Origin of the sequence: Phormidium sp. FACHB-592 (assembly GCF_014695795.1) — a bacterium.
Classification (GTDB): domain Bacteria; phylum Cyanobacteriota; class Cyanobacteriia; order Leptolyngbyales; family Leptolyngbyaceae; genus Stenomitos.
In genome coordinates this window covers 1-25289 of record NZ_JACJOZ010000023.1, presented here as the reverse complement: position 1 = coordinate 25289, position 25289 = coordinate 1, and the positions used below count along the sequence as shown (strand labels likewise).

The window sequence follows — 25289 nt, the reverse complement described above, 5'->3', positions numbered from 1 at the left end:
ACCGGGGGGTACGGGTTAGGGATACAGAAGGGTGGCTGAAGAGGAGGCAGTGCCAGGAGGGGGAATTTGAGGAGAGGGAGCCGGAAGAGGAGAGTTGGAAGGAGTGGCGGAAAGGGAAGTAGGAGTAGAGAAAAGCACAGAGGGAGGTTGGATTTCGCTAGTGGGAGCAGTGGCGACGGGTGTGGAGGGTGACTGTTGGGGTGAAGGAACCCGTTGTTGACCGAAGCCGTTGAAGAGCTCGTTGAGTTTGATGGTGATGCCGAGGTAGGGTCCGCCGGATGAACGGGAGTTACTGCCAAAGTCACGATCGCCCACGCTGCCAAACATATAGCCAGCCGCTAGCCGCAGATTGGGAGTCAGATAGTAACCCACTTCGGCAACTAAGCCTGTTTCGCTATAGCCAACTCCGGGCTGATTGATCCAGCGGGCTTCACCAACCAGATCCCACTTATAGCCGAGGCGATACGTGGCGCGTGCCTGCGCCAGAGTGACTAACCCTGTGTTGACAAAATCATCTGCCAGATAGGAAGTGCTGCTCCGCAACGCAAACTTGCCGTAAAACTCCCAGCGCCAGTTGGGGGCGTAGATTGCTTCCGCTGCCAAAACATGATCAACCGATCCAGTACCGCTGCCAAACAAAATAGTTTCGGGGGTAATGGCAGGATTTTTGCGATACTCGTAGCGCAGTAGGGCGTTGAATTTATCGTCGTTAGGGTCGCGGTATGCTAGTCCTAGTTTCAAGCTAGCGGTATCGCCCAAACCAGTAAGCTTCTGGTTGGCAGCGTTGGCTTGCTGATAGCGGAAGAGCGCGGTTAAAGCAGGCGAAAGCTTACCCGTAGCAGCGGCAGAAATGACGGTATTGCTGCCTTCAGAGGAGGTGCGATGCTCGAACCGGGCGCTTGCCTGGAAGTCGGGATTATCGGTGTAGGTAATACCGACGCTGTAAGTATCGCCCGATTGCAGCCCTACGGAGGCAGAAGACTGACCGGGCGCAAAGGGCTGAGCAAATTGGGTGCCAGTCGCTGTTCTACCCAAAAAGTTGCCAAAGACGTGTTCGTACGCCAGATCCATCTTGAGACCGGGTGCAAGAAGGATCTGGTGGTTGATGCCAACAGCTCCGTACATAGTCATCGCTTCAGACCCTTTCAAAAGCGAAAGTCGTCCGCTTAGGGTGGTATCGGGACCAAGTTTGTAGTCTCCGGCAACGCCTAAGCTGGTAATAGACTGTCCAGCAAATTGTCCCCGCGTATAGAACTGCTGCGCCAGTTGGATGTTGATACCGGGCATCGCCTGCCAGTTCAGCGCTAACAGGGTGCGATCGTTATACACGGCATCAGTCTGAGCCGAAAGGGTAGTTTCGTTCTGCGCCAGCAAGGTGAGACGGGAGTTTAGCGGCACAGTGAGGCGCGATCGCAACTGGTCAGAGGTCGTGTTGAAGGTTGAGTTCATGCGGTCGGTGCGATCGCGGTGAAACCAGTCAACCGCCAGCTCTGCCGAGCCAAGTTTTTGCACCACTCCAGCAGAAATTGTGGTTAAGGAATTATCCACTCTGGAACCGGGGACGGCTTCTAATCTGGGAGTCAGCAGATCTTCAAGTGTAGTCAGCGGACGGGGTGCAATCCCTTTGTTGTCTTCGTGGTCGTACTGGAAACGGAGTGCCGTAAATGGAGAGAGTTTGGCGTTGACCTGAGTACCGTAGCGGGTTTGACCCGGCACAAAGCTAACCGTAGCGTTATTGGCAAACCCTGTTTCAGCAGAGCGGTAATAGGCACGTCCGTGAACGCCCCTGGCGATTTCCCCTTCTAGTTCAGCCCGATATGCTGAGCCGCTTATCTGACCTAATGTTTCAGAAAGGTTGCTGGAGTGGGCAAATTCTGCAATTAGTCGAGCGTTAGCACCCAATGAAATGTAGGCATCTGCGCCGTAAAGTTCAAAGTCGCGGTTGCCCTGGTCTTCTTTTAAGTAGGTCGCTCCAAGCCAGCTTTCCCGATTCTGTCCGCGCGAAAAGTGGTAGACTGCCCGCCCTGCATAAATGCTGTTATCCGAACCTGGCGTATCGTATTGATAGGTGACGACAATCCGGCGTACCAGGGTTTCGCCATCGGTGCCAACATCTGTCCGCAAAATGGGTCGACGGAATAGCAGCGCGCCGCGATCGTAATCAATTTCATAATCGGGTCCCCGGCTTAGTGACTTGCGTTCGAGTACAGTGCCAGGACGGTTCAGGTCTTCCAGTTCTAGAAACACGTTTTCGCTGCCTTCGACCAGCAAGCGGCGAGAGAGGAAGTAGTAGCCGCTGGTGCCGTCGGGAGCGATCGTGTCTCGCTGAAAGCCCTGTACGTTGTTGCCGTAGAAACCCGTCAGTTGCAAGTTGCCAACGTTGTAGTTGATCTTCAAGCCGTGGAGTTGGCGGGTAATGGCAGTGAACTCTTGTGAGCGCCGTGCAAATTCTTCCGTGTTGTAGTCGCCCCACATGGCGTAGTCGATGCCAGCACTGGGGATGGGTGACGTTCGTTCTAGCCGCAAGTACACACTATCAGTAGAGGGCGCTAATACCGTGGACTGGCTGCTGTCGCCATAAGTGGGATAGGTCTGGTCACAGGACTGGGTATCGCGGAATAGCCGCGTGGTGCCGTCGCAGGTCTGGTTCAGAGCGCGGTTACTGTTGTATGCTCCGGTGAACAACCAGTCGCCAATTTTTCCGGTGGCAAATACAGCGCCGCGCACGTCCAGTTCATAGCGGTTGTTGCGATCGGCAGGTAAAAAGTCCCGAAAGCTGTCGTAAAAGTTAGTGCCCCGTTTGCCAAAGCGAATGTCGATGACTCCAGTTGCGATCGACGGACGCAAATTGGTTTCAAACAAGAGTTGTGTAAAGGCTTCCAGGCTGCCTGCTACTGCCCGCACGTTGACTGTTCTGGAATTTAAGCTGGAACGCAGCGATGCAGTAAATTGTCCCTGAATCGCCTTTATCTGAAAGCCAGGCTGATCGGGGCTAGCATCTGCCCCTGCAAATTCGCCTTCAGAAGCAAGGAGCGTGACGATCACATCCCGGCTGGAGCGGTTGCCCTTGTCATCCAGGAGTTGCCCTTGCACCGTAGCAGTCGATCGCCCATCTGCCGGAATCCTTGCCTCAAGAGTGCTGACCGTCATCTGCTTCACATCGCCGCGCACCTGCACCTGCGTCGAGACCAGTTCACCTGCAACTCCATTTGTCCTTGTCTGGGCAGTCAGAATGTTCTCGCCCTCTTTCAATGACACCCCATACCAGATCTGCGTCACAGTGCCAGTCGTTTTGTCCGTTTCTGTACGACCGATTAGGGTATCAGGCACCGTTACATCGTTGACTTTTAGCTCAATCTGACTACCCTGGGCATATTGCAACGTCACCGTAGCAGCAGGGACATCGAGAACAGTCTGGGCAAGCGGCAGTAGAATTTTGACTTGGCCAGGAGAGGGAGCAGGGAGGGCAGGTGTAGCGGAAGCAGCGGGAGCAACGGGGGTGGCAGAAGCAGGGGAAGCAGGGGGAGCGGGAGAAGGCGCAAGCGTAGGAGGCTGAACCGCTGGCTGATCTACCGAGACGGGTGCAACAACTGGTGTATCTGTAAGCTGGTTTGTCTGATTCACCTCTGCAAGCACCTGGGACGCAGCAGACGACGTTTCTGAAGTGGGAGTTGCTGCTTGAGCTGGAGCCTTCAAGAGACAGAGCAGTAGCAATTCAGAGGACAAGGACAGCCCAAGTAGAGCCGCCTTCGCATAGCGTTTTTTCAATTTCATGGTTTAGCACCTCCTCCAGCCGAAGGAGTGACAGCAAAGTTCATCCGCACCATGCCGCTGGGTTCTAGATGCACCAAGCGAGACTGGCTATTGCGTTCGCTGAAACGAAGGTTAGGAGCCAGGGTGTAGCCTGGGATGCTGCTCAGGTCAATGACCCCAGTGCGATACCCCGGCAGCACATTGGCAACCGAAAACAACCCATCAGCATCGGCGGCAATGCGGTTGCCATCATCCATGAACACAACCGCATTCGGCACTCCCGGTTCTCCGGGTTGCTGTTCGCCATCGAAGTTTTTGTCGATAAAGACTCGCCCGATAATGGTGCCGCAATCGGTGATGATGCCAGAGCGAAGCCGAAGCTGGTGAATGGCTGGACCATCCTTTACCCCAAAGCCGTTATCCGTCCGCTGTCCAGAGACGATCGCGCTATTTTGTCCCTTGCCCCGCAATGCATCGGGCGTTACTACTGCTGCGTAGGCAATACTTAAGACTGAACTGGGATCGGTTGCACCCTGTGGCAGAGACGTTTCAATGTTGAAGGTGACTGTAGAACCGTTCTGAGCAGTGGTAATGAGAACAGGCGTGCCGCGAAAATCACCTCGTACCGCTTTCGGCAGGAAGCGGAAGCCTAGCGGTAGGCTATCGGTAATGGTCAAATTGTTGAGCGCGGCACTAGAGAGGTTTCTGATCAACAGGCGATAGATCACGGTATCTCCTGGTTCTGCCGTGGCACGATCGCCCGTTTTGATGATTTGAATCTCTTGCGCCTGACAAACCCCCGCCCTCAAACTGAGCGTAGCAATCACTAGACTGGTCTTTTCCGCATCCTGAATGGTGATGGTGTCTGTAACAGAGGTGTTATTGCTGCCGCTGCTAATCGGTTTGCCATCGATCGCCGTTGCTATGTAGGACACCTGATTGCCGTTACGTTCCCCGATCGTTAAGCGAAAGCGGCGCTGGGCATAGATTGAGTCACGGGGAGGATTAATCACCAGAATGTAAGAGCGTCCCTGATCGAGTTGCCCTTTCCGCGCATCCAGCATGAAGTTGTAAATGCCACGGTCACTATTGACAAGCGAGAACGGATTACTGTTTTCGGTGTTGGGCGATCGACCTTCTGGAATGCCATTGCCTGGTCTATCGGGTACTTCCGTTGGCGACAGCGACAGCAACCGTCCTAGATTGACTCCAGTTGGGTCAGCTAGGTCAGGCTCATATAGCGCGATGCTGAAGCCGGTATAGTCACTCAAAGCCTCTCCTGCACAGCCTACAAGTCGTCCCAGTGGGTCAATCAGACTTGGCGTAAACGTGCTCCCGATCGAGTTGGTGGTGTTGCTGATTTGCACAGACTCGTTTGAACCACAGTTCTGGGTATTTCCCGTTTGCGGATCGCACAGCGGCAAACTAAGCACGTCGTACTGATAAGAAGCCGAGTTCTGTAGCTGAATGCTGGGTGCAGTCCTCAATGCAGTGCCTGGAGCTGATGGAGTCTGTGCCTGAGCAACTGAAACAGAGAGCAGACTACTGATCCCCAAAGTGACGGTCAGTTGTTTCAGGCGTTTAAAGTGACGAAAAGTCTGATGTGACATCAATGCAGCCATCACTAGAGAGGGGAGAGGAGGATCTGGGGAGAGGAGGGAGGGCACTGGGGGGGAGGAGAGAGGCACTTGCGTCCTTTGCTCTTGACCTGCTGCTATCGGCGCTCTGGTCTACCTAAAAACAGACAAACGTTCTCTGCCAGAAAGCCTGGTGAGCTTTCCGCAATCTACAATCGAAAATTGGCAGGATGGGGTAGGTGAAGCAGACACTAAAAACAATCGATCGCCCGCTTCACCAAGCCCTTACCGAGTCTGCAACTAGCGCACTTTCACCTGGTATTCGGCGGTTACTGGGGCTTTTGCAGCCAGGGTCTTGGAGAGCTTCCAGCGGATGTGTGTGTATGCCTCAGCCGGTGCGGGACGGGTTTCGACCTTGCCATTCGCTAGCTTGACCTGCACTGTGGGGGTTTCAACAAAACTGCGTCCACCATCAATGCTGTAGGTAATCTGAGCCGCTTGGCTGGCGTTCGCTTTAGCAGATTTCAGAATAAACACGGTGCTCTTGGGAATGGGCTGATTTAAGGTCAAGTTATTGACGGGACGATCGCCTTCGTTCTTGCCCATCAGGCGATACCGCAAGACATCGCCTGCTTGCACTGCCAGTTGGCTGCCACCCTGCCAGGAAATCGTTTCCTTGCCTTGGGCATCCTTGCTAATCACCTGCTTCTCGCCCAGCAAAGCCAACTGCACTTTGGGATGCTGTGCGGCTTTGGCGATCGCCACATTTGAATCAAACAGACCCGCTACAACGGGTAACTTACTAGCAAAGGGCATAGTCAGAAGCAATGCTGTGACTCCTAGACCAACCGCGAATTGACGTTTCATCAGTTCAACCTCTTCAAATAGCTAAAGATTTTGGGATGCAGAATTGTTTAGTAGCAGAAGCAGACAGGGAGAGTCGAAGGTGGGGAAGTTTGACCGAACTCAAACCTCGAATTGCGAACCTCAAACTCTCCCCCAACTGTTAGTTAATTCTGCGACGGAAGATAAACGTGCCGCTGGCTCCGGGCTGCACTGCCACACCCAGCGTATTGGTATACCGCGTGACATCCGTTGGCTGCGTCGTACCAGACTGATCGCCGCTGGGAGCATAGGCGATCGTGCCGAACTGAGCAGTTGTCGAACCGACTACGTTGCTGGTGTCAATCACGCCATTGGTGTCGTTATCTCTTGCCCAGGTGTTGGTGCCAATGGTGCCATCCTCGGTGATGACTACGTTACCGGCATTAAGGGTGACGTTGCCTGCACCAACCGGAGCAATAGAAATGTTGGTGTAAGTAATCCGGTACTCAATGAATCTGCCAACCCGCAAGTTTGCAGGTGTTGGGGTTTGCGTATAGTTCTCAACGACCGTTGTGCCATCGGTCTCAAGGATGCGGGCATCTTTGACCATTCTCAGAAACCCGGTGTAAACGCGAGCGATCGAGCGGTTTTGAGTAGGCTCCGTTGCTACCAAATCAGGTCTGCCATTGCCATTTACATCCTGGAAGGCGTAGATGGGAACTGAGAAACCATTGCCAGTGGTAGTTGAGAGTGCTGTATTGGCAGGCAGATCCACCACAACGCTGTAGTTCACTGACGTGCCTGCTGTCAGGGTCGGAATGACAATAGTGCTACCAGAGGTAAAGATGAAGTTAGTGCCGTTGTAGGTGTAAACGGCTGTTTGCCCCCCATAGCTCAGCGTGACAGTAGTGTTAAGGGGGGGCAAGACCTCGCCTGCACCTGGGGTAAAGTTGGCAGCATCAGGCACCAACAGAATATTGCTTAAAGTGCCCGTGGTCGGATTGTTGATTGTATTGAGGAACGTGACCGCATTAGGGTCGATCGTGGAACCCGGAGCCGTGTTGGCTGGAATCGCCGATGACCTGTTAGTGAAATCGTCGTTGTTGTTGGTGGGTCCCACTGCCGCAGGCTGCCCGTTAGGACCGTTCAGAATGGTGCCCGCTGCCGCTACGGTAAATACCGTAGCTTCACCACCAGGACCGGTACCTGTGTTGTTGTTGTTGCTGTCTACCCCATCTACTGCGGGGTTGGCGACTCCGTTGGTAGGTGTGTTGGAACCGACTGTACCATCATCATTAAAGTTGCTGGGAGTCTGATCACCTGATTCGTCGTAGACCAGAGTCGTGCCACCGCCCGCTGTTTGACCAAAGACTTGAGCCAGGTTAGCGATCGTCGTTGTAGCCGTTACGTTCGTTGTCACGACTTGGAAGGTAAATCCTGTAACCGTTGTGCCTGCAGTGATCGGAGTGGTAGATGCATCGTAAACAAAACCAACGCGGGTAATACCTGATGTTGGTCGAGTCGTTGTCCAAGTGGCATTGTTGGCAGTAACTGTGGTTGGGTCAGTGGTATACACAACCGTCCAAGCAATAGGGGTTGTAGGGGCAGTAGGGGTTCCGGTCAACACCGTTCCAGTTGGAATTGCGTCAGAAACCAGTACCCGGTTCGTGCCAATCCCATTTACTGTTGTACCCACCAAATTAGCCGGAGCCAGACCTGTACTGCCAGCCGGAGCGGTAGAATCTACCCGCAGCGACAAATTATAGGTCAGCACATCGTCGCTAAGTAGTGGTGTACTGGAATCACTGTAAGCAGAGCGGGTCTTAAGAATTGCTGCAAACGCTTGAGGCTGTGCACCAACTAGCACCTGTTGAGTGGCGCTGGTTTCCCGTTCACCATTGCTGGGGACACCTGCTGCTTCATTTGCTGTACCATTCACGTTGTCTACCGTCCGAATCTCGGTAGCCAGCGAACCATCGGGCGCATCAGGCTGGTTTTGAGTTGCTGCACTATTATCATTGAGTCCGGTATCGCCCAAACGCACGGCAACGGTTGCACCAGACGAAGCCAAGCCCGAAATTGTGACTGGTACTCGCACAATCACAGAGCCACCGGCTGGAATGGAAGCCGTCGTTACGCCACCTGCTGGAACAGGGCTAAAAGATGTGCCACCGTTAATGCTGAATTGCAGCGCTCCAGGCGTTCCTGGTCCTGTCACCGTAGCGCTGCCTGGAATAAATAAACCCGTAGGGTCGTTACCAACGTTGGTGAGCCGGAAGTCATAGTTGAGAATATCGTTGGGCAGTACTGTACCCCCGTTAAGGTCATTAATTGCTAATGGAGTAGCCGTGACACCTGCAACCTCTGCAACGGTCACAGTCACAGTGTTAGACGTGGCGTTGATGATTGTGCCGGGAGCATTGGGGTCTTCATAAGTTGCCGTAGCAGTGTTGCTGATGGTGGTTCCAGCAGTCGTACCATCAGCAAGCGCACGGGAGGCGAGAGGCAAGAAACTACCTACTAACAGAGTCACAGCTAAAAATTTGCAGTAAGACCAACGGGTTTGCGTTTTCATAATCCTGAAAAAGGCTGAACAAGTAAGTAACAGATTGACCAGACGGTATTGTGGTCACTAGAACCGCAGCCCGTTTAACGAGTGAGAAGCTAAAGGAGACAGGCAAAAATGCTATTGCCTAAATGATCGATAGGAGTACCAATTGATCGGACGCTGCGGCATCTAGATAATGCGATGATGCGCTCGTGCTGGTACTTTTGGTAATTGGTTAAGACGGTGAACGGCTGAGCATAAAGGGTTACTTTTTTTGCTCAAGACGTTCCTTATTGCCCTTGCAACGAAGTGCTTTAGAAAACACACAAGACCCAAATCGTTATTGGCGAAATGCTAGTGCTATCTTGCAAAACAGATCGTTTTCGTATGAAAGGTTTCACAGGTTAGGGCAGTTTCAAACAACGTTTGTCATTGCTTTTATCTAATCACCACTCTTTAGATTGTTCCAAACAGTTAAGATATTAATCTCAGTACCCTTACGGAAAATTATTTACCCAAGACATTTAGCATTTCAAGATCTTCAGTGTTTAGACACTATAGTTCAGGAAGTAGCAGGGTCAATGAGCAATGGATTGAAAAAGAGCGGTCGAGTACGGTATGTAATTACTTAGCCCCTTTCTTTTTGCAGGTCTTTAAAGTAGTTATAGGATGTATCCCTTTTCTGTAGAGCTTGCCTTCTTTTTACACAGCTCAAGGGTTTTCGACTCTCTCTCCTTTTAACAAAGAGACTTTTCTAGCTTCCTTCTTCGCTTTTGAGAAGGAGAGTTTAGGTGATCGGTATGATGTTATAAAACTGAGATATGCCTATACAGTCAAACGTGTTTCACCAAAATCAATTGAAAGATTAGAACTTAAAAATCACTTAGTTCTTTTAACAGTCAATCCAGATTTCTACTGATAGGAGAAGACTACAACTATGGTAAATACGTAATTTTTCGTAGGTATTTTGCATCCAAACTCTGTATCTAAGTAATGCTTGTCTCTCATGCCTTTACAACCCTGGGTGCCACAGCCAACCGCTGATGGTTCGTTCACTTTCTTTTCGGAAGACTTTGGCGAGTCGTTCCATAGCCTTCACGGCGCACGTGCTGAGGCATTTTCAAAGTTTGTAGTAGCAACTGAGCTAAGGACGAAAGCGCACCACCGTCATCTGCAGCTATTGGACGTTTGCTATGGACTGGGCTACAACACGGCGGCAGCGCTGGAAACCATTTGGGCTGTGAACCCAGAGTGCCAGGTAGAACTCTATGCACTAGAGGTGGATGCCACTGTGCCACAGGCGGCGATCGCCCCGCCCCTGCTGGATGGCTGGTCGCCAACAGTACAAGCAGTTTTGCAACAAATGGCACTAACGCACGCTTGCATTTCGCCGCATCTGACGGCAACGCTTTTGCTCGGTGATGCGCGCCAAACAATCCAGACGCTCTGCACTTCAGGTTTTCAGGCAGATGCTATTTTCTTCGATCCATTTTCGCCACGCCGCTGTCCGCAGCTATGGACGATCGAGTTTTTCGCACTAGTGGCACGCTGTTTAGCACCAGACGGTAAACTTGCAACTTATTCACGCTCGGCGGCAGTGCGATCGGCAATGCAATCAGCGGGGTTTTGCCTGGGAACGGTACCACCTGATGCTAACCACTTGCCACATGAGTGGTCACAGGGCACGATCGGCAGCTTTGATGCTCAAACGCTGCATCCTCTGACGCAACTAGAGCAAGAGCATTTGCAAACACGGGCAGCCGTACCGTATCGCGATCCCACATTGAAAGGAGATGCCACAACGATTCTGGAGCAGCATTACCAGGAGCAACAACAAAGTACCCTGGAGTCAACATCCAGTTGGCGGCGACGCTGGGGTATTCGGTAAAGCTGACCTGTAAACTATGCCCTACAGTGTGAGGGACTGGGCGTTGGTTTCAATCAGCTTTGCCAGATCCTTCAGGAACGCAGCAGCATGGGCACCGTAGATAATGCGATGGTCGGCAGTGAGATTGACCTGCATTTGACGTTTCACGCCAAAGAAGCCGTCATCCGTAGCGACAACGGCAGGAAGAGACGCGCCGATCGCCAGAATAGCTCCTGTATTGGGGGGCAAGATAGCATCAAAGCGATCGACCCCAAACATACCGAGATTAGAAATCGTGAAAGTGCCAGAGCTATACTCCTCTGGCTGCAACTGCTTCGCTCTGGCACGATCGACCAGGCTTTTCCAGGTACGCGACAGGGTATAGATATCCAACTGATCGGCTTGCTGCAACACAGGTGTAATCAGCCCACCATCGTCCATTGCCACTGCAACTGCCACATTAATTGAAGCCGGATGCGAAAGGCTCTGGTTAATATAGCTCGCATTCAAAAGCGGATGTTTTTGCAGCGTGACAGCAACAGCTTTTGCCAGCAGTGCTGTCATAGTCACGCCTTTGGACTTGATTTGCTTGTACAGTTTGTCCAAGTTGTCGGTTGTGATCGTATAGCCAACATGGTAAGTAGGCACTTCCAGACTAACTGCCATATTCCGTACAACCGCATTTTGCAGGGTTGTCAGTGGTACTTGCTGCCCAGGCACCGCAGGAGCAGGAGGCACTATGGCTGGTTTAGCAACCGGGGGTGTGACTGAGGGCAGTGGCGGTGGTGGTGCAGTAGGGGTTTTAGCAGCAGGCTGTCTACCAGCAGCGGCTTCGACATCTTCGGCAACGATGCGTCCGTGTGGTCCGCTACCACTTAACGTGTTTAGGTCAACTTTTAGTTCTTTCGCCAGCTTCCGGGCACGAGGAGAAACAACAACCCGCCCGTTCTGAGTGGTTGCACTCCCTGCTGCATTACCATTTTGCACAGAGGCTACTGGAGCCGCCACTGCTGCCACCGCGTCTTTAGTATCTGCGATCGCGCCTGGGGTTTCAACGGGAGCCGTTTGCCCTGCTGCCTGCTGCTGCGCTGTAGCAAGTTCGGCTTCAGTTTCAGCAATCAGAGCGATCGCCGCTCCGACCGGAGCACTTTCGCCTGCTGGCACCACGATCGAGCCTAAGTAGCCTTCATAGAAGGACTCCACATCCATATCTGCTTTGTCAGATTCCACCACCACGACGGTTTCACCTTTTTCGACCTTATCGCCAGGTGCTTTGACCCAGGAAACAATCTTCCCCTCGGTCATTGTGGAGCTAAGTGCAGGCATGAAGACTTCGTAAATCATGGAGTGAGTCCAGTCAGAAAATAAGTAAAGACGGCAGGCGCAGTGATGCAGCAACTGAAAGGTGGCGATCGACGAGCGATTACCACAGCTATTTTTTAAACGGCTCCGCGAATTGCTTCGACGACGCCATCACGCAGTAGGATTTCAACCTGCATTTTTTCGATCAAGTTGTCACCAGTTTCGACCCGAAAGATGCTGTCGATCTGCCCCTGCTGCACCTCTTGATCTAGCTCTAGCAGTTGAATTTGTTGAAGCTGCTGCAAAATTTGGTTTTTTTGCTCCAGGAACTCGCTCTTTTTTTCGTTCACCTGAATTTGGATGCCATCAATTTGCTGGAGCGTTTCAGGACCGGGTGGCTTGAGGCTCTGCTTCTGAATTTCGGCAATCATGCGCTGACCTTGCATTTCGAGCTGCTGGAGCTGATTGTCGATCTGGTTAAGCTGTGCCTGAAGCTGTTGCTGTGCGTCATCTTTCCATCGCGCAGTGACGATCGCCTTGACGTTGATCGTGCGCTTCAGCAGCAAGTGAGATTGAGAAACATCCATAAACGTTGGTCGCGAGAAATTGTTGGAGGACAAAGCGTCCGTTGGCAAGTGCGTTAGCAAGCCATGATGCCGAGGCACACCCGTCAAATTATTGTACTGATGCTACCTATGGCGCTCATGCCACCCCTTCAGCAGTCACCGCCAATTAGATATCGTAGCTTGTGCCAGACTATCCAACGAACATCTCGTTAATCATACCCTGGTAGCGTTCCGCCACGACATTACGCCGGATTTTTAGCGTTTGTGTCAGCAAACCATTATCGATCGTAAAGGGTTCCAACAATAGCCGAAATGGACCAATGCGATCGTCTGCCCGATAGCCTGGACGATTCTTCACTTCCCGGTTGAGTTCCTGCCGTACTAGATCTTGAACAGGTTTGCTATCGAGGCTAAGGGGTGAAGAATTTGTAGCTCCACCACTCTCTTCTTTTTCCTCCCCAGGCAATTGCAGCTCAAGATTCTGCGCAGCTGCCCACTTTTGCAATGCCTCCAGATTGGGCACAATTAGCGCTCCCAACACTTTTTGATCCTGACCAACAAGCATGATTTGGTCAATGTAAGGGCTGCGGAGGCAGGCATCTTCAATCGGCTGCGGTTCGATATTTTCACCACTTGTCAGGACGATCGTGTCTTTAGCGCGTCCAGTGATGATCAGGTCACCTTGCTCCGTAACCCAACCTAAATCACCTGTGTTAAACCAGCCATCAGGGTCGATCACCGCTGCGGTTGCTTCAGGGTTTTTGTAATAGCCCTGCATGACCTGAGGACCACGAATCAAGACCAGCCCTTGCTTTAGATATGGCAGAGGTTGGCGGGTTTCAAGATCGACAATGCGCGTTTCGGTGTCGCGTAGGGGTTGCCCGTCACCACCCCGAATGTTGCGCCAGGGGCGACGAACGTGGGTAATCGGCGCAGTTTCGGTCAGTCCATAACCGCCCAAAATCGGAATACCAACGACTTCAAAAAAATCTTCCAGGTGTTCGGCGATCGAGCCTCCACCACTGACAAAAAAGGCGACCTCTCCCCCAATGCCTGCTCGCACCTTTTTGTACACTAGGCGATCGCCCAGTTGATGCGGCAACCATAAAACAGCAGCTTGAACAGCAGCGGTAAGGCGTTGGGCGATCGATGGCTGGAGATTTTCCAAACTTACGCCCTGCACAAGACGACGTGCCGCAATATAGCGATGGCTCACGCCCAAAAAGAAGTTCACCAGTCGTTGTTTGCTAGCAGGTTGCTCTCGAAATTGTTTTTGTACGCCTTCATAGATAGACTCCCACAGCCGTGGCACTGCCACCATATAATTTGGCTTGAAATCCTTTAAGTCTTTCTTGACATAGCGAATGTTGGTGTATGCCTGCGTACAGCCATAGGCAAACGTAAAATACTCAAACGTGCGCTCGTAGCAGTGCCAAATCGGTAGGATGCTCAACACGCGCCCGTTCTGCGGATTAACGACCGAGGCAGCAGCTGTCACTTGAGACAGTAAATTGTTGTGGCTTAGCATGACCCCTTTTGGCATACCAGACGTGCCAGAGGTATACATCAAGGTTGCTAGCGAGTCACGTTCTAGCGGCACAGGCTGAAGCGTATGACCTGCGCCTGTCTGCATCAATTGCGAAAAATTTAGCGTCTTGATATTACCTACAGGCGTTGGCGTTTCGTCTGTAAGTAGCACAATGAACTGTAGTGGTAAGGACTCCAGACCTTGAGCCAGCTTTTTTAAGGTTGCCTGATCTTGCACGACCAGTCCGATACTGTCGCTATGCTTAAGAATAAATAGCAATTCGTCGCGATCTGCCTGAGAGCCACGCACCGCATTGGCGGCACCCGCCATCATGATGCCCTGATCGGCAATGGGCCAGCGGGGGTTGTTATCGGAGAATAAGGCGATGTGCTGACCTGGTTGCACGCCTAACGCCTGTAGCCCTACTGCAAACTGCTGCATTTGCTGGTAAAGGTCAGCGTACGTTAGCTTAATCGCTGGCTCGGCGTGAGGATCGTGAACGGCAGTGTTTTGGCTGAAGCGCTGCGCCGCGATCGCCCACAGCGCTGGAATGGATGTTGCCTGACTATAATCAATCACACGACTTAGCGTTTGGCGCTCTTGCTCAGTCATGGGAGCGGTCTGGGGACGGTTCATAGCACAACTCCTAAAGCCTTGACATCATCTTATGGCTTGATTGACCAATCGGCGACTGGCTAAGACCATTTTTGACAATGCCACAGATGATCGTGCCACAAACGATCGCGCTACTCCTTAGCAGCAGAACAACTATAAGCAGGCGATAGAATTGACCAGGGGAAGCATTGTCCTTAACCTCTAGCTGCCAGCGTCTCTTTGCATATGCATCAACATTCCGCCGACTGTCATCATCCCCACACGATCGCCACACACACAATCGACCCTCAAGCCAAGCAAACTCAGTTAGCGATCGCACTCTTGCTGATCGGTGGTTTTGCGATCGCTGAACTCATCGTTGGCTTGACTAGTGACAGCTTGGCACTGATTGCCGAAGCCGGACATATGGCAGCCGACAGCGTGGCACTGCTGCTGGCGCTCTTGGCGACTCGGCTGGCTCAGCGCCCCAAACGGAGCCTATTGAGTGATTCCCTGACAGACATTGTGGCAACACCGCTTGCACCCCAGCCAGTTGCTGCCTGGGAAACCTGGGCAGCCTTGCTTAACGGGTTAGGGCTCGTTGCGATCGCCCTGTGGATTGGGTGGGAAGCACTTCAACGGCTGCAAACTCCTCCAGAGACGATTGCCAGCCTGCCGATGCTCCTGACAGCAGGCATTGGGCTTGCCGTGAACAGCGCCAATATTGCCCTGTTGCATCGCGGTAGCGACCACGATCTGAATCTACGCGGAGCCTTTCTTCATGTCCTGGCAGATGCTATAAGCTGCATCGGTGTTATTCTCGCCGCGATCGCTGTTGCTACACTTCACTGGCTCTGGGCAGACGGAGCCATCAGCCTCTTTGTCGCTGGGATTATTCTTATTGGCGCTGTGCCATTGGTCGTGCAAAGTTTCAAGCGGCTGGCTGGGGAGGGGGGTAAAGAGTAAGGGGTAAAGAGAGAGGGGTAAGGGGTTAGAGTGAATAAAAAGCTTAGATACTAGGAATTGGTAGTTAGCAGTCGGTAGTCAAAGTAGTCCATCCCTCCTTCTCGCCAATTTCTTCCTCGTCGTGCAAAACTTTAGACATTAGGGCACTCTACTCAGAGGAGTGTCTACAATTGAATTGCCTGTGGTGCTGACATTGTTTGATAGTCTTTAATCAAACTTCAATCAAATTTTCAACTTCTGAATGAGTTGTGGTGCGATCGTACGATGACTCATGCAGGGCTTCAGCGGCGGGCTGTTTCCTCAAACGCTACGTCCAACGCCATCTACGCCTTGATGCCGCCTACGGCTGCCCCTGCGGTCTGCGCCCCCTTGCCAGTCAACATTCATGGACAACAATTTACTGACATCAGAAATGAGGGGGCAGCGCACACTTGCAACCGTTGTCTTCACAGACTGCGTTGGCTTCAGCGCCAGAATGTCAGTAGACGAAGACCATACACTTGACCTAATCCGCCGTGATCTCAAGTTTATGAAACAGCTCTGTGGGCGGTATGAAGGGCGAGTCCTGAAATCCACAGGGGACGGTTTGCTCATGTGCTTCACCAGCGCGGTGAAAGCAGTTGAGTGCGCGATGGAGATCCAAAGAAGCATCACAGAAAGGGCGATCGATCTGCCGCCTGAAGATGCGCTAGAACATCGCATTGGCATTCACTTAGCCGATATGTTCATCACCGACACAGACGTGATGGGCAATGGCGTTAACATTGCGGCACGTTTGCAAACAGAGGCAGACCCAGGCGGCATCTGCATCTCACAGACAGTTTTTGATGTCATTAAAGCCAGCCTGCACGTTGACAGTGACTACCTCGGACCGCGTGAACTGAAAAACATCCGCGAGGTTGTGCCTGTCTACCGCATTTTGATGTCGCCAGAATCACAGGTTCTGAACCCGCACTCGGTTACCATCCGTAATCTAGAGCAAAGCCGCAACGTGCTGCGTGTGAAAAAACTACTGTTCTACGCGTGCAAAAATAGATGGGAAAGCGATCACAACAAGCTGAATTTAGTGAGCCTCTCCGAGCAAATTCAAGAGGTGATGCTGCTTGCTCCAACCCCAGAGCGACTGCGGCTTTTTCTAGATGCGGCAGTCCGCACACTAAGCAAACCAGCCGAATATTCCTTGATCGCAAATATTCTGGTCAAAGAACTCAGTCGGCTTTACCCAGTTGAACACAACCACGACGACGATCCAACCTCCTATGACCTTTCAGCAGAGCCACAGCCATCGCCCCACGCGGTCAATGCTCTCTACGAACAGCTTGCTGTTGAACTAGAAGCGACAGGGAATGGGTCACGCATAAAAAAACTTGCTTTTTATGTGTGTAGACGTGTTTGGGAAACGGACCAGAATAAGCTGGACGGGCTGCGCCTGCAAGACTTGATTGCCGAACTGCATCAGTCAATGCCAACGCTAGAGCGCCTCACGATCGCCACCAATAGCTGTGTTCAAACCCTTAGTAAACAAGCAGAATATGCCCTCGTTGCCAACGCCTTAGTCAGCAAGCTTCAACGGCTTTATATTGTGTCTGATCAGGCGTCGGTGCCTGATAGTGGGGCTGATCAGGCACCTGTACCTGCCTCACTGTCGATCGCTCCCCCCCCACAAGCTAAAGCAGTTGCGCCTTTAGAGGCTGCGTCGATCGCCGCCCCCCCGCTATCAATCGAGTTACCACTATCAATCAACCCATTATCAGCGGATGCCTCAGCGCTCTATGTTGCCATTGCTCAAAATTTAGAGCCAGAGCCAAACCTGCTACGGATTAAAAAACTGCTGTTTTATGTTTGCTATCGCCAATGGGAAAGCGATGTTGCCAAACTAGAGGGGCTGAACCTGGAAAGCTTAATTCAGGAAGTCCATCAGCTTACACGCACAAGTTCCCAGCTTGAGGCGGCGATTGAGGCAGTGGTCAAAACGCTGAACAAACAAGAGGAGTATCGCGAGATCGCCCAAACGATCGTTACTAGCTTGGGCAGGCTTTACCCCGACTACCAGGAAATAGAGCCACCTCCAGCGTCGCCCACTGTTGCTACCCCCCAGCAGGAGGAGTTAAAAGCGATCGCAGTGCCCGAGGAGAAGCGATCGCCCATCAAACCTGAACCACCTCGATCGTCGCAAGACGCACCACTCAGCCTATTCGATTTTCGACTTGGCATTATGAAGTATGCGAACCCATTGCAGGCAAAAATCTTGCTGTTCTCTGCCCTGTATGAAGACTTCGGTTTTACGAACCAGGATTGGAGCGATCTAAAACAGCATGACCTCGATAGCTTGCTCCGCCGTCTTTTGGGTATCTGCAAAACCTACACCGATCTAGAAGCGTGCCTATTTACGGCAGCACGACGATCGCCAGAGCCAGCACAGACTGTGCAAACTGCCGAAGCCATCATCAAATGTCTACGTTCCTTTTACCTGTACAATAACGCTGCGCGGCTGCCGCTTTCGCCTGACGAACCAACGCAGCTTAAACTTGACGACTTCGAGGAAACCACCCTGGAATTTGCTAGCATCGCTGACGAAGACGATTACACATGTCAACTGGTGCCACCAACCGCCGAGCCAACAGCCATGATGCAGGAGTCTCTGTCCACTGACAATGTCACCGATGATCCCCTGGCTCCAACGGCGATCGCTGAAACCAAAACCGACACCGAAGATGCAGCAACGTCCTTGCGTTCAGCGCTGGATTAACGCAGTCAACGGTTTGGGCAACTGTGCCTCATCAACCAGGCTTAAACTCATTAGTTCTAACGCTTGCGGGCATACTAAACAAAGGTGTTGTCGTGTTGAAGCCTAACTACCACTTCTAACGACACATAATGCAATAACCGCCATAGGCTAAACCCATCATGGATGCGATCGAGCTACTGCAACGCTACCAGGCAGGCGAAACTGACTTTCGGGGCGAAAATCTTTGTGGCGCAGATTTAGGCGGAGCCGATCTCATTGGCGCAGACCTCACAGGCACCGATTTACGTGGTGCCAATCTTGTCCTGGCATACCTCAACCGTGCCAACCTGAGCAAAGCTAACTTGGCGGGAACCTATCTCAGCGGAGCTAATCTGAGTCAAGCCGACCTGATTAGCGCTAATCTGCGCGATGCCGACTTGCATGGTGCCATCCTCTACGGAGCCGATCTGCGCGGTGCCGACATCACCTTAGCAATACTGCTCGATGCCAACCTGATCAGCGCCGACATGCGGAGCGTTAACCTTGGCAGCGCTAATCTACGCGGAGCCTGCCTGCGCGGAGCTAACCTGCGCTACGAAAAACGCTGCTATGAAGGTGCAAACCTGCGCGGTGTTGACCTTCGTAATGCCGATCTGCGCGGTGCAAACCTCAACGGAGCTGATTTAACTAAAGCTGATCTGCGTCGTGCCAACCTTATCGAAACCAGTTTGCGAGAAGCCAATCTTACTGAAGCAAACTTGATTGGAGCAACGCTGCAAAGTAGCTTTCTGACGGACGCCATTTTGACGGAAGCTGATTTGAGTCAGGCAAACATGGTTAGCGCCAAACTAGAACGCGCTAACCTCACCGAAGCAACGCTCAAAAACGTCAACCTGACCGATGCCAACCTGACCGATGCCAACCTGAGCAAAGCCAACCTTGCTCAGGCAATTATGTGTCGATCGCGGCTCAATCGGGCAACTATGAGCCGCACCACTCTACAGAGCGTTGATTTGACCGACGCAAACCTCATTGAAGCCTACCTCGGTCGTGCTGATCTCCGCGATGCCAACCTGACTAACGCTAACCTGGCAAAAGCTGAACTTAGCAGCGCTAATCTCAGAGGCGCAAACCTCCAGGGCGCAACTATGCCCGACGGCTCAATACAGGATTAAGCAGTTAGTTAGCTGTTCCTTTTACAAAGAACTAGCCACAACCGCTTACAACGCAGCTACTCGCCTGTGATCGATAGTTCTCCGACCCAAACATAGGGACAAACGCCGCCAGGAGTGAGGTGTGGTTCTGGCTCTACGTAGACGATCGCATTCAGTAGCTCCAGAAAGTCACCAGCGACGGTAGCAGATTCAATGCTAGTACGCTCACCCTGATTTACCAGCCAACCATCAAACGGCAGCGAGAAGGAACCCTGAAGCGCTTTGACTCCAGCATGGAGGGCATGTAGGTCATCGATAAGGACGACATTTTCAGCCGTATCCAGGCTGTAAGCTTGTTCCGTTTGTTTGCTAGTAAAGACGTGATAGAAGTGCGGGCTAACAGTCACTTTTGCACCCATATTGGCGTGCCCAGTGGGGTCGGTGTTAAACCGTTTAGCAGTGCCAGCGCTATGAAGGAAGTTGACCAAAATGCCATCACTAATGAGGGGAATACGTTGGGTGGGTGTGCCTTCACCATCAAAGGTGGCGATCGCTACATTATCTGGATGCAGCGCATCATCCGCAACTGACAGCAAGGGCGAAGCAATTTGAGTGCCTAGCGATTCCGGTTTTGAGAGGCTCTGATTGTCAAGAATGCTTTGAGCGTTGAACAAATTCGAGAACGCACCTAATAGACTCAGAAATGCCTCCGGTGAGAAGACAACGCGATACTTCCCGGTAGGAATCTTCTGGTAGTCAAGGTGGCTAATGGTTTTTTCAACCGTTTCCTTGAGGCAGCCATCAACATCCAGGGTTTCTAAACCACGACTGATGCGGAATGCGCCTGCACTACGAGGCTTTTTGCCGTCTTCTTCCGTTTTGGTGTAGAGGTAGAGCGATGTGGTGGAGTAGGCTTCTGTTCGCAGAGCACCATCGCTGTTGAGGTAGAAGTGATCAATATCGCGCTGGGCAAGCCCATTGTAGGGGACGGAGGCGATCGCCGGATGTGCCTCGGTTAGTACCTTCTCTGCTGTAATCAGCTTTTCCAACAGGTCTGAAATAGGAGCCTGGGGCGCTTTCTCGGCAAACTCACGTGCAAGAGGAGCCGTTGCTGCCGGGCTAAAGTCGGGAACGTTTTCTTTTACGCCAAAGAAACTTGCCTCATACGCCGTCTTCAGCGCAAGTGCTAACCCAACAGAATCAACGTCTGTGGTCGAGGTAATACCCATCGTCTGGTCATCATTCCACACACGCACAGTGACGCTGGAACGGTTTGAGGCTTTCACCTGATCAGGTTTGCCCTGATCAACTTTGGCGCTGCTCTCATCTACGGTGGAGCCGTAAATATCGAATTTGTGGATTCCCAGGCGATCGGCAACTTCTTTTGCCTGTGTCGCTAGTTCGTTGATGGTTGGCATATATTTCTCTCTTACAGACCTTAATGACAATGTAATTGCCGGAACAACTATCTCAACTTGATTAATGACCTTCGAGCCAATCCTTCTGCATAGCGTTCAAGCAGGTATTGTGAAGCATCTTCTTTTAGAGATTTAGCTAGAGGTGTATCTCTAACGTTGTTCCCAAACTAAGAAAGGACTAACGAATAAAAAGTTGAAGCTTCTAACTTTCAGCTCTTCACTTGCTAGCCCTTATCTCACTTCTTATTTACCGTCCGCCAACGGTAATGGAATCGACTTTGATGTGGGGTTGCCCAACGGTGACATAGATGCTGCCGCTGACAGAGCCGCAGAAGCCTGCTGCAAGGTCCAAATCGTTGGAGCACATGGAAATTTTGTTCATAATTTCCTTCGCTTCGCCGATCAGGGTTGCACCTTTAAGTGGCTTAGTTATTTTGCCGTTTTCAATCAAGTAGGCTTCGTCCACCGAGAAGTTGAATTGTCCGGTAGCACCGACGCTGCCGCCGCCCATTTTTTTGCAGTAAATGCCTTTTTCAATGGAGGCAAACAGGTCTTCGTTGGTGAAATCACCAGGAGCAATATAGGTATTCCGCATCCGAGAGGCGGCGGCGTAGGTGTAGCTCTGACGGCGACCGCTGCCTGTGCGGGGATGTCCGGTGCGAATGGAACCCGCACGATCGGCAATAAAATTCTTCAAAATTCCTTTTTCGATCAGGAGTGTGCGTTGGGCGGGCATGCCTTCGTCGTCCATGTCGATCGTGCCAAACGCATCCGTCGAAAGTCCTTCATCCCAGGCAGTCAGGTTTTCGTGGGCAATCTTTTCGCCCTTTTTATCCATAAACGGCGTGGTGCGTTTTTCGATCTGGGTAGTTTCTAGCAGGTGACCGCAAGCCTCATGGAAGATCACGCCACCAAACTTGTTTGCCATGATGATCGGGTAGGTACCGGATTCTACATAGTCGGCATAGAGCATTCTGCCAGCGGATTCGGCAACGCTTTCAGCAGTCGCAGTATAGTCCCAGGTGCGAAGGAAGTTAGGATCACTGGTATTGCCTGCGCGTTCACCGATAGAGGCACGGTTGGCACCATCAGCACAGAGCAGGTTGTAGCCAACAGATTGCGTCAGGCGAATGTCTCTAGCAAAGGTGCCATCGCTGGAGGCAACCAACACTTCTTGCCAATCGCGGAAGTAGACAGCACGACGGGATTGGACATGAGTGGCTTTTTCTTGCAGGCGAGCGTTGGCATCCAGCAGCACTTCGCCCATTTCGCGCATAGAGCTAGAGGCTGAGAGCCAGGATTCTTTGCCACGTAGTACGGCGTAGTCGCGCAGAGGTTCCAAATTGATTTCAGGAATGTATGCTCCGGGCGAAGGCAACTGCAAGCCTAGAATCGAAAGTCCTTTTTCGAGGGCAGCTTTTAAGCCAGAAAAGGTGAGGTCGTTAGTGCTGACGTAGCAATCGGTTTGACCCCGAAAAACGCGGATGCCAGCCCCCGTTGCAAGGCGCGGCGAAATGCTGGTGATGGCATCATCTTCGGCGAGGCAGCTAATGTAGTTGACCCGCTCTAGAAAGAACTCGACGAAATCTGCGCCTGCTGCCCGTCCCAGTCCTAGCAACGTTGATAGGGGTGATTCCCAGGTCGCATCGAAGCGATCGCGCGTGGAAGTATAGTCCAGGGTTGGCAATTCTCTAGAGCGAAGAAGCGGGGTTGCAAGCATAGTGAGCCTCGGCTGCGATCGTGGAGCAGGTTTACGTCTCAAAACTTTTATTCTGGAAAGTGTCAAAACTTCCATCCTAAAAGTTCAAGGTCTAAGACTTCTATTCTAGAAGGGCTGTAGAAATTTTGTCGGCGCATTGCACATCATGGGCACACTGGTGTTGTCTCTTACGTATAGGAAGCTAGCGACGTGAAAGCCTCAAACAAAATTCCATCCTGGCTCAAGTTTGCTGCGATCGCGCTTCTAGCACTTTCTGTCGCTTGCCAAAGTTACTCAATGAACGCTGCTGACCCGACTGCTACGCCAAGCGTTGTCAAAGCATCGCCTCAGGTCATAGCACCGCCAACGACAGCCCCTCCGTCTCAACTAAGAAAGACTGCTAAGAGCACTCAATTAGTGGATCTACGTTCGGTTGATCCCACGATTCGTCTGGATCTGCGTTATGCAACGACCAATAACTTTATGCGACGACGACTCTACAAACAGCCGCGCTGCTTGCTAAGGGCGATCGTCGCTGAGCAGCTAGCGGCGGTGCAGAAAGATCTGGAAGCAGACGGCTTGGGGCTGAAAATGTATGACTGCTACCGCCCACTCTCGGTGCAAAAGCAAATGTGGAAACTCGTCCCAGATGATCGCTATGTTGCCAACCCAGCCACAGGCTCTCGGCATAATCGTGGGTCTGCGGTCGATGTCACGCTGGTCGATCGTACGGGGAAAGAACTTACCATGCCCACTGGCTTCGATGACTTTACCGAGCAAGCAGCCACAAACTATAACGGTGCCAGCGCACAGGCAAAGCAAAACCGCCAGCAGCTAAAAGATGCCATGACTAAGCATGGGTTTACACCCTTACAGACAGAATGGTGGCACTTTGATGCAGCAAGGTGGGCACAATTTCCAGTGCTAGATGTCCCGGTAGAAGCGGTGCGCCAAAGCTGATTTAGCACCACCCTCTTCATGGCTCTACATTGTCTACATTGACCGAGAGACAAGCGCTTATCTCTCACGAACGCTGCTGGAGCATCGAAACAGGTGTATCAGCGAAACCGAACTAACAGCATTACTTGAGCATCGATCCACTAGGCACCGATCGTCTTTGTTAGTGTGCGACTCACCTTAGCAGGGCTAAGGACTGTGTTCCCATCCCGATAGCCCACAAAACGGACATAGACCAACTCTCCAGCTTCAATATCAGGTGTATCAGGCTGGTGAAGCGTTGGATCGTATGCGACCTGTTCCCACACTACACCAATTTGCTCATACCCCCAGCTCTGCACAAGGTTTTCTAGCGGTACAAACATTGGCACGACGTTTTTGGCAGGTAAATCGGGGCGTGTCTCAATGATTTTGTTGACGCTCGGATAGTGGGTAAATAGCACTTGTAACTGCTTGAAGAGTGAGTGACGCAGCGTTGTTGTGAGTGCGACTTCCTGCTGTTGTAGTGCTTGTTGCAGCCGTAAGCATTCTTGTGATAGCCGATCGTTCTCTTGCTGGAGTGTGGCTTGCAGTTTGAGCGTTTCGCTCGTTGAAGGCTCTGGTAACACCTCCTCTGGCAAGTGGATGAGCTGCATTACCTGGTCAGTGCGTTGCCGTAAAGCTTGCAAGCGGAGGTTCTCTTGCATCAATTCTGTTTTGAGCTGCAATTCCTGCTCAAGTCTTTGGTAGTCTCGCTTTAAGCGATTGCGCTCGGCATCCAACTTACCGTTACTTTTGGAGCCAGCATCGACCAACTTGACGATCGCCAGAATAAAGACGAACTCGACCAGAAAACCAAACCAGAAAAGGTTGGTATTGTCTTCCACTCGCCTACCCCCTTAATGCAATAACGCGATCGCTTCAGTTAGACTTACCACCCACCATTTTGGCTCATGCCACCCATTCCAGAGCGGTCGTAAAGGTCGCTTTTTGTTACGTAAAACGTCAAAGCTGTAACGTCATGACGCGCTTAGAATATCCAACAAAAACTGAGTCAGACACGCGGGTTCAATTGTTTCTAGAATTTTTGTCTTCACAATGTCAAATTTTGCACCCGCTTTAGCGCGTAAATCTTCATCCAGGGATGCCAGAAAGCCTCTTGCAATCAGGTCATCGCCAACTTGAGCGAAACCAATGCCCAGTTCCTGACTACGCTCCATTTTCTGGGTAGCATCGACGATCGCCCTCACAATTGCCATGCGATCGCGGGGTTCACCATCAATGAGCACAATGATGATTTCGCCATTAGGTTTTGTTTGCCCTGCTGCCTTGCGCCTAAAGTAGCTATCCAGAGCAGCCTGTAAACCATCCAGCAGGTTGAGGCTCTCTGGCGGATAGTTTGCCTCAAACACAGACTCTAGCTGATCAGGCGTGACCTGCTTGTATTGTTTGAACGAACCGGATGGATCTTGATGCGAGGAAATGTACAGGGTGATGCCATCGGGGTCTAGTGCCTCACATTTTGACACCAGCGCGAACACCGCATCATGAGCAGCGACCCAAGACGTTGCGAACCCCGGCACACTCGGCACAATGCTGGCAGCCGTTTTCGCAATAATGACCGTGTAATCTCGGTTTTCTAGCAGTAGTTCAGACATTGCTTATAACCTCGCTGCAAGCGCGTCTCTATAGTTGCAAGCTATTTTAGTAATTTAACGTGAGTTCGACGGGGTTAGAAGACAACCGGAGGCAGTGCAGGCAAGCCTTTGCACTCCAAGTTCAAGGAGGGTTTTTTCTCCTGATAGGTATACGCAATTAAGCCTGCCAG

The 25289-nt window shown here is 51.8% G+C and carries 16 protein-coding genes; 5 read left to right on the top strand and 11 right to left on the bottom strand.

Annotation, left to right across the window (positions count from 1 at the left end):
* Positions 1–15: 15 nt before the first annotated feature.
* From H6F86_RS04625 to H6F86_RS04610, 4 genes are all read right to left on the bottom strand, one after another.
* On the bottom strand, positions 16–3774 hold the full coding sequence (locus tag H6F86_RS04625; protein WP_190446942.1) for a TonB-dependent receptor: 3759 nt from the start codon (positions 3772–3774) through the stop codon (positions 16–18).
* Entirely contained in the window at positions 3771–5363 is a 1593-nt protein-coding gene (locus H6F86_RS04620; protein WP_190447057.1) for a DUF11 domain-containing protein, read from the bottom strand. The genes H6F86_RS04625 and H6F86_RS04620 overlap by 4 nt, the downstream gene beginning before the upstream one ends.
* A gap of 267 nt (positions 5364–5630) precedes the next feature.
* Positions 5631–6197: a hypothetical protein gene (locus H6F86_RS04615; RefSeq protein ID WP_190446941.1), complete on the bottom strand. Its 567-nt coding sequence runs from the start codon at positions 6195–6197 to the stop codon at positions 5631–5633.
* A gap of 139 nt (positions 6198–6336) precedes the next feature.
* A complete protein-coding gene (locus H6F86_RS04610; protein WP_199305060.1) occupies positions 6337–8664 on the bottom strand; it encodes a hypothetical protein in 2328 nt (775 codons plus the stop codon).
* Positions 8665–9709: 1045 nt separating this feature from the next.
* On the opposite strand from H6F86_RS04610, the gene H6F86_RS04605 reads away from it, so the two are divergent.
* On the top strand, positions 9710–10591 hold the full coding sequence (locus H6F86_RS04605) for an MnmC family methyltransferase (RefSeq protein WP_190446939.1): 882 nt from the start codon (positions 9710–9712) through the stop codon (positions 10589–10591).
* 21 nt (positions 10592–10612) lie between these two features.
* On the opposite strand, the gene H6F86_RS04600 is transcribed toward H6F86_RS04605, so the two are convergent.
* From H6F86_RS04600 to H6F86_RS04590, 3 genes are all read right to left on the bottom strand, one after another.
* A complete protein-coding gene (locus tag H6F86_RS04600; protein WP_190446938.1) occupies positions 10613–11914 on the bottom strand; it encodes a dihydrolipoamide acetyltransferase family protein in 1302 nt (433 codons plus the stop codon).
* Positions 11915–12009: 95 nt separating this feature from the next.
* Positions 12010–12459 carry a YlqD family protein gene (locus H6F86_RS04595; RefSeq protein ID WP_190446937.1) on the bottom strand — a complete coding sequence of 150 codons (450 nt, stop codon included), beginning with the start codon at positions 12457–12459 and terminating at the stop codon, positions 12010–12012.
* A 169-nt stretch (positions 12460–12628) separates the two neighbouring features.
* Positions 12629–14602, bottom strand: a complete 1974-nt coding sequence (locus H6F86_RS04590) for an AMP-binding protein (RefSeq protein ID WP_190446936.1) — start codon at positions 14600–14602, stop codon at positions 12629–12631.
* 204 nt (positions 14603–14806) lie between these two features.
* Between H6F86_RS04590 and H6F86_RS04585 the strand changes: the two genes are divergently transcribed.
* The 3 genes from H6F86_RS04585 (at position 14807) to H6F86_RS04575 (ending at position 19429) form a co-directional block, all read left to right on the top strand.
* Positions 14807–15526 carry a cation diffusion facilitator family transporter gene (locus H6F86_RS04585; protein WP_190446935.1) on the top strand — a complete coding sequence of 240 codons (720 nt, stop codon included), beginning with the start codon at positions 14807–14809 and terminating at the stop codon, positions 15524–15526.
* Positions 15527–15911: 385 nt separating this feature from the next.
* Positions 15912–18275: an adenylate/guanylate cyclase domain-containing protein gene (locus H6F86_RS04580; protein WP_190446934.1), complete on the top strand. Its 2364-nt coding sequence runs from the start codon at positions 15912–15914 to the stop codon at positions 18273–18275.
* Between the two features lie 158 nt (positions 18276–18433).
* Positions 18434–19429: a pentapeptide repeat-containing protein gene (locus tag H6F86_RS04575; RefSeq protein WP_190446933.1), complete on the top strand. Its 996-nt coding sequence runs from the start codon at positions 18434–18436 to the stop codon at positions 19427–19429.
* Positions 19430–19485: 56 nt separating this feature from the next.
* Here H6F86_RS04575 and H6F86_RS04570 read toward each other — a convergent pair whose 3' ends face one another.
* Both H6F86_RS04570 and H6F86_RS04565 read right to left on the bottom strand, forming a co-directional pair.
* Complete coding sequence (locus H6F86_RS04570) at positions 19486–20826, bottom strand: TldD/PmbA family protein (protein WP_190446932.1); 1341 nt, start codon at positions 20824–20826, stop codon at positions 19486–19488.
* Between the two features lie 247 nt (positions 20827–21073).
* Positions 21074–22546, bottom strand: a complete 1473-nt coding sequence (locus H6F86_RS04565; protein ID WP_190446931.1) for a TldD/PmbA family protein — start codon at positions 22544–22546, stop codon at positions 21074–21076.
* Between the two features lie 189 nt (positions 22547–22735).
* On the opposite strand from H6F86_RS04565, the gene H6F86_RS04560 reads away from it, so the two are divergent.
* Entirely contained in the window at positions 22736–23485 is a 750-nt protein-coding gene (locus H6F86_RS04560) for a M15 family metallopeptidase (RefSeq protein WP_347240083.1), read from the top strand.
* A gap of 140 nt (positions 23486–23625) precedes the next feature.
* Here the strand turns inward: H6F86_RS04560 and H6F86_RS04555 are convergent, their stop codons facing one another.
* Positions 23626–24348 (bottom strand): XRE family transcriptional regulator, encoded by a 723-nt coding sequence (locus H6F86_RS04555; protein ID WP_190446930.1) that lies wholly within the window; start codon positions 24346–24348, stop codon positions 23626–23628.
* A 132-nt stretch (positions 24349–24480) separates the two neighbouring features.
* Positions 24481–25119: a hypothetical protein gene (locus tag H6F86_RS04550; protein ID WP_190446929.1), complete on the bottom strand. Its 639-nt coding sequence runs from the start codon at positions 25117–25119 to the stop codon at positions 24481–24483.
* Positions 25120–25289 lie beyond the last annotated feature (170 nt).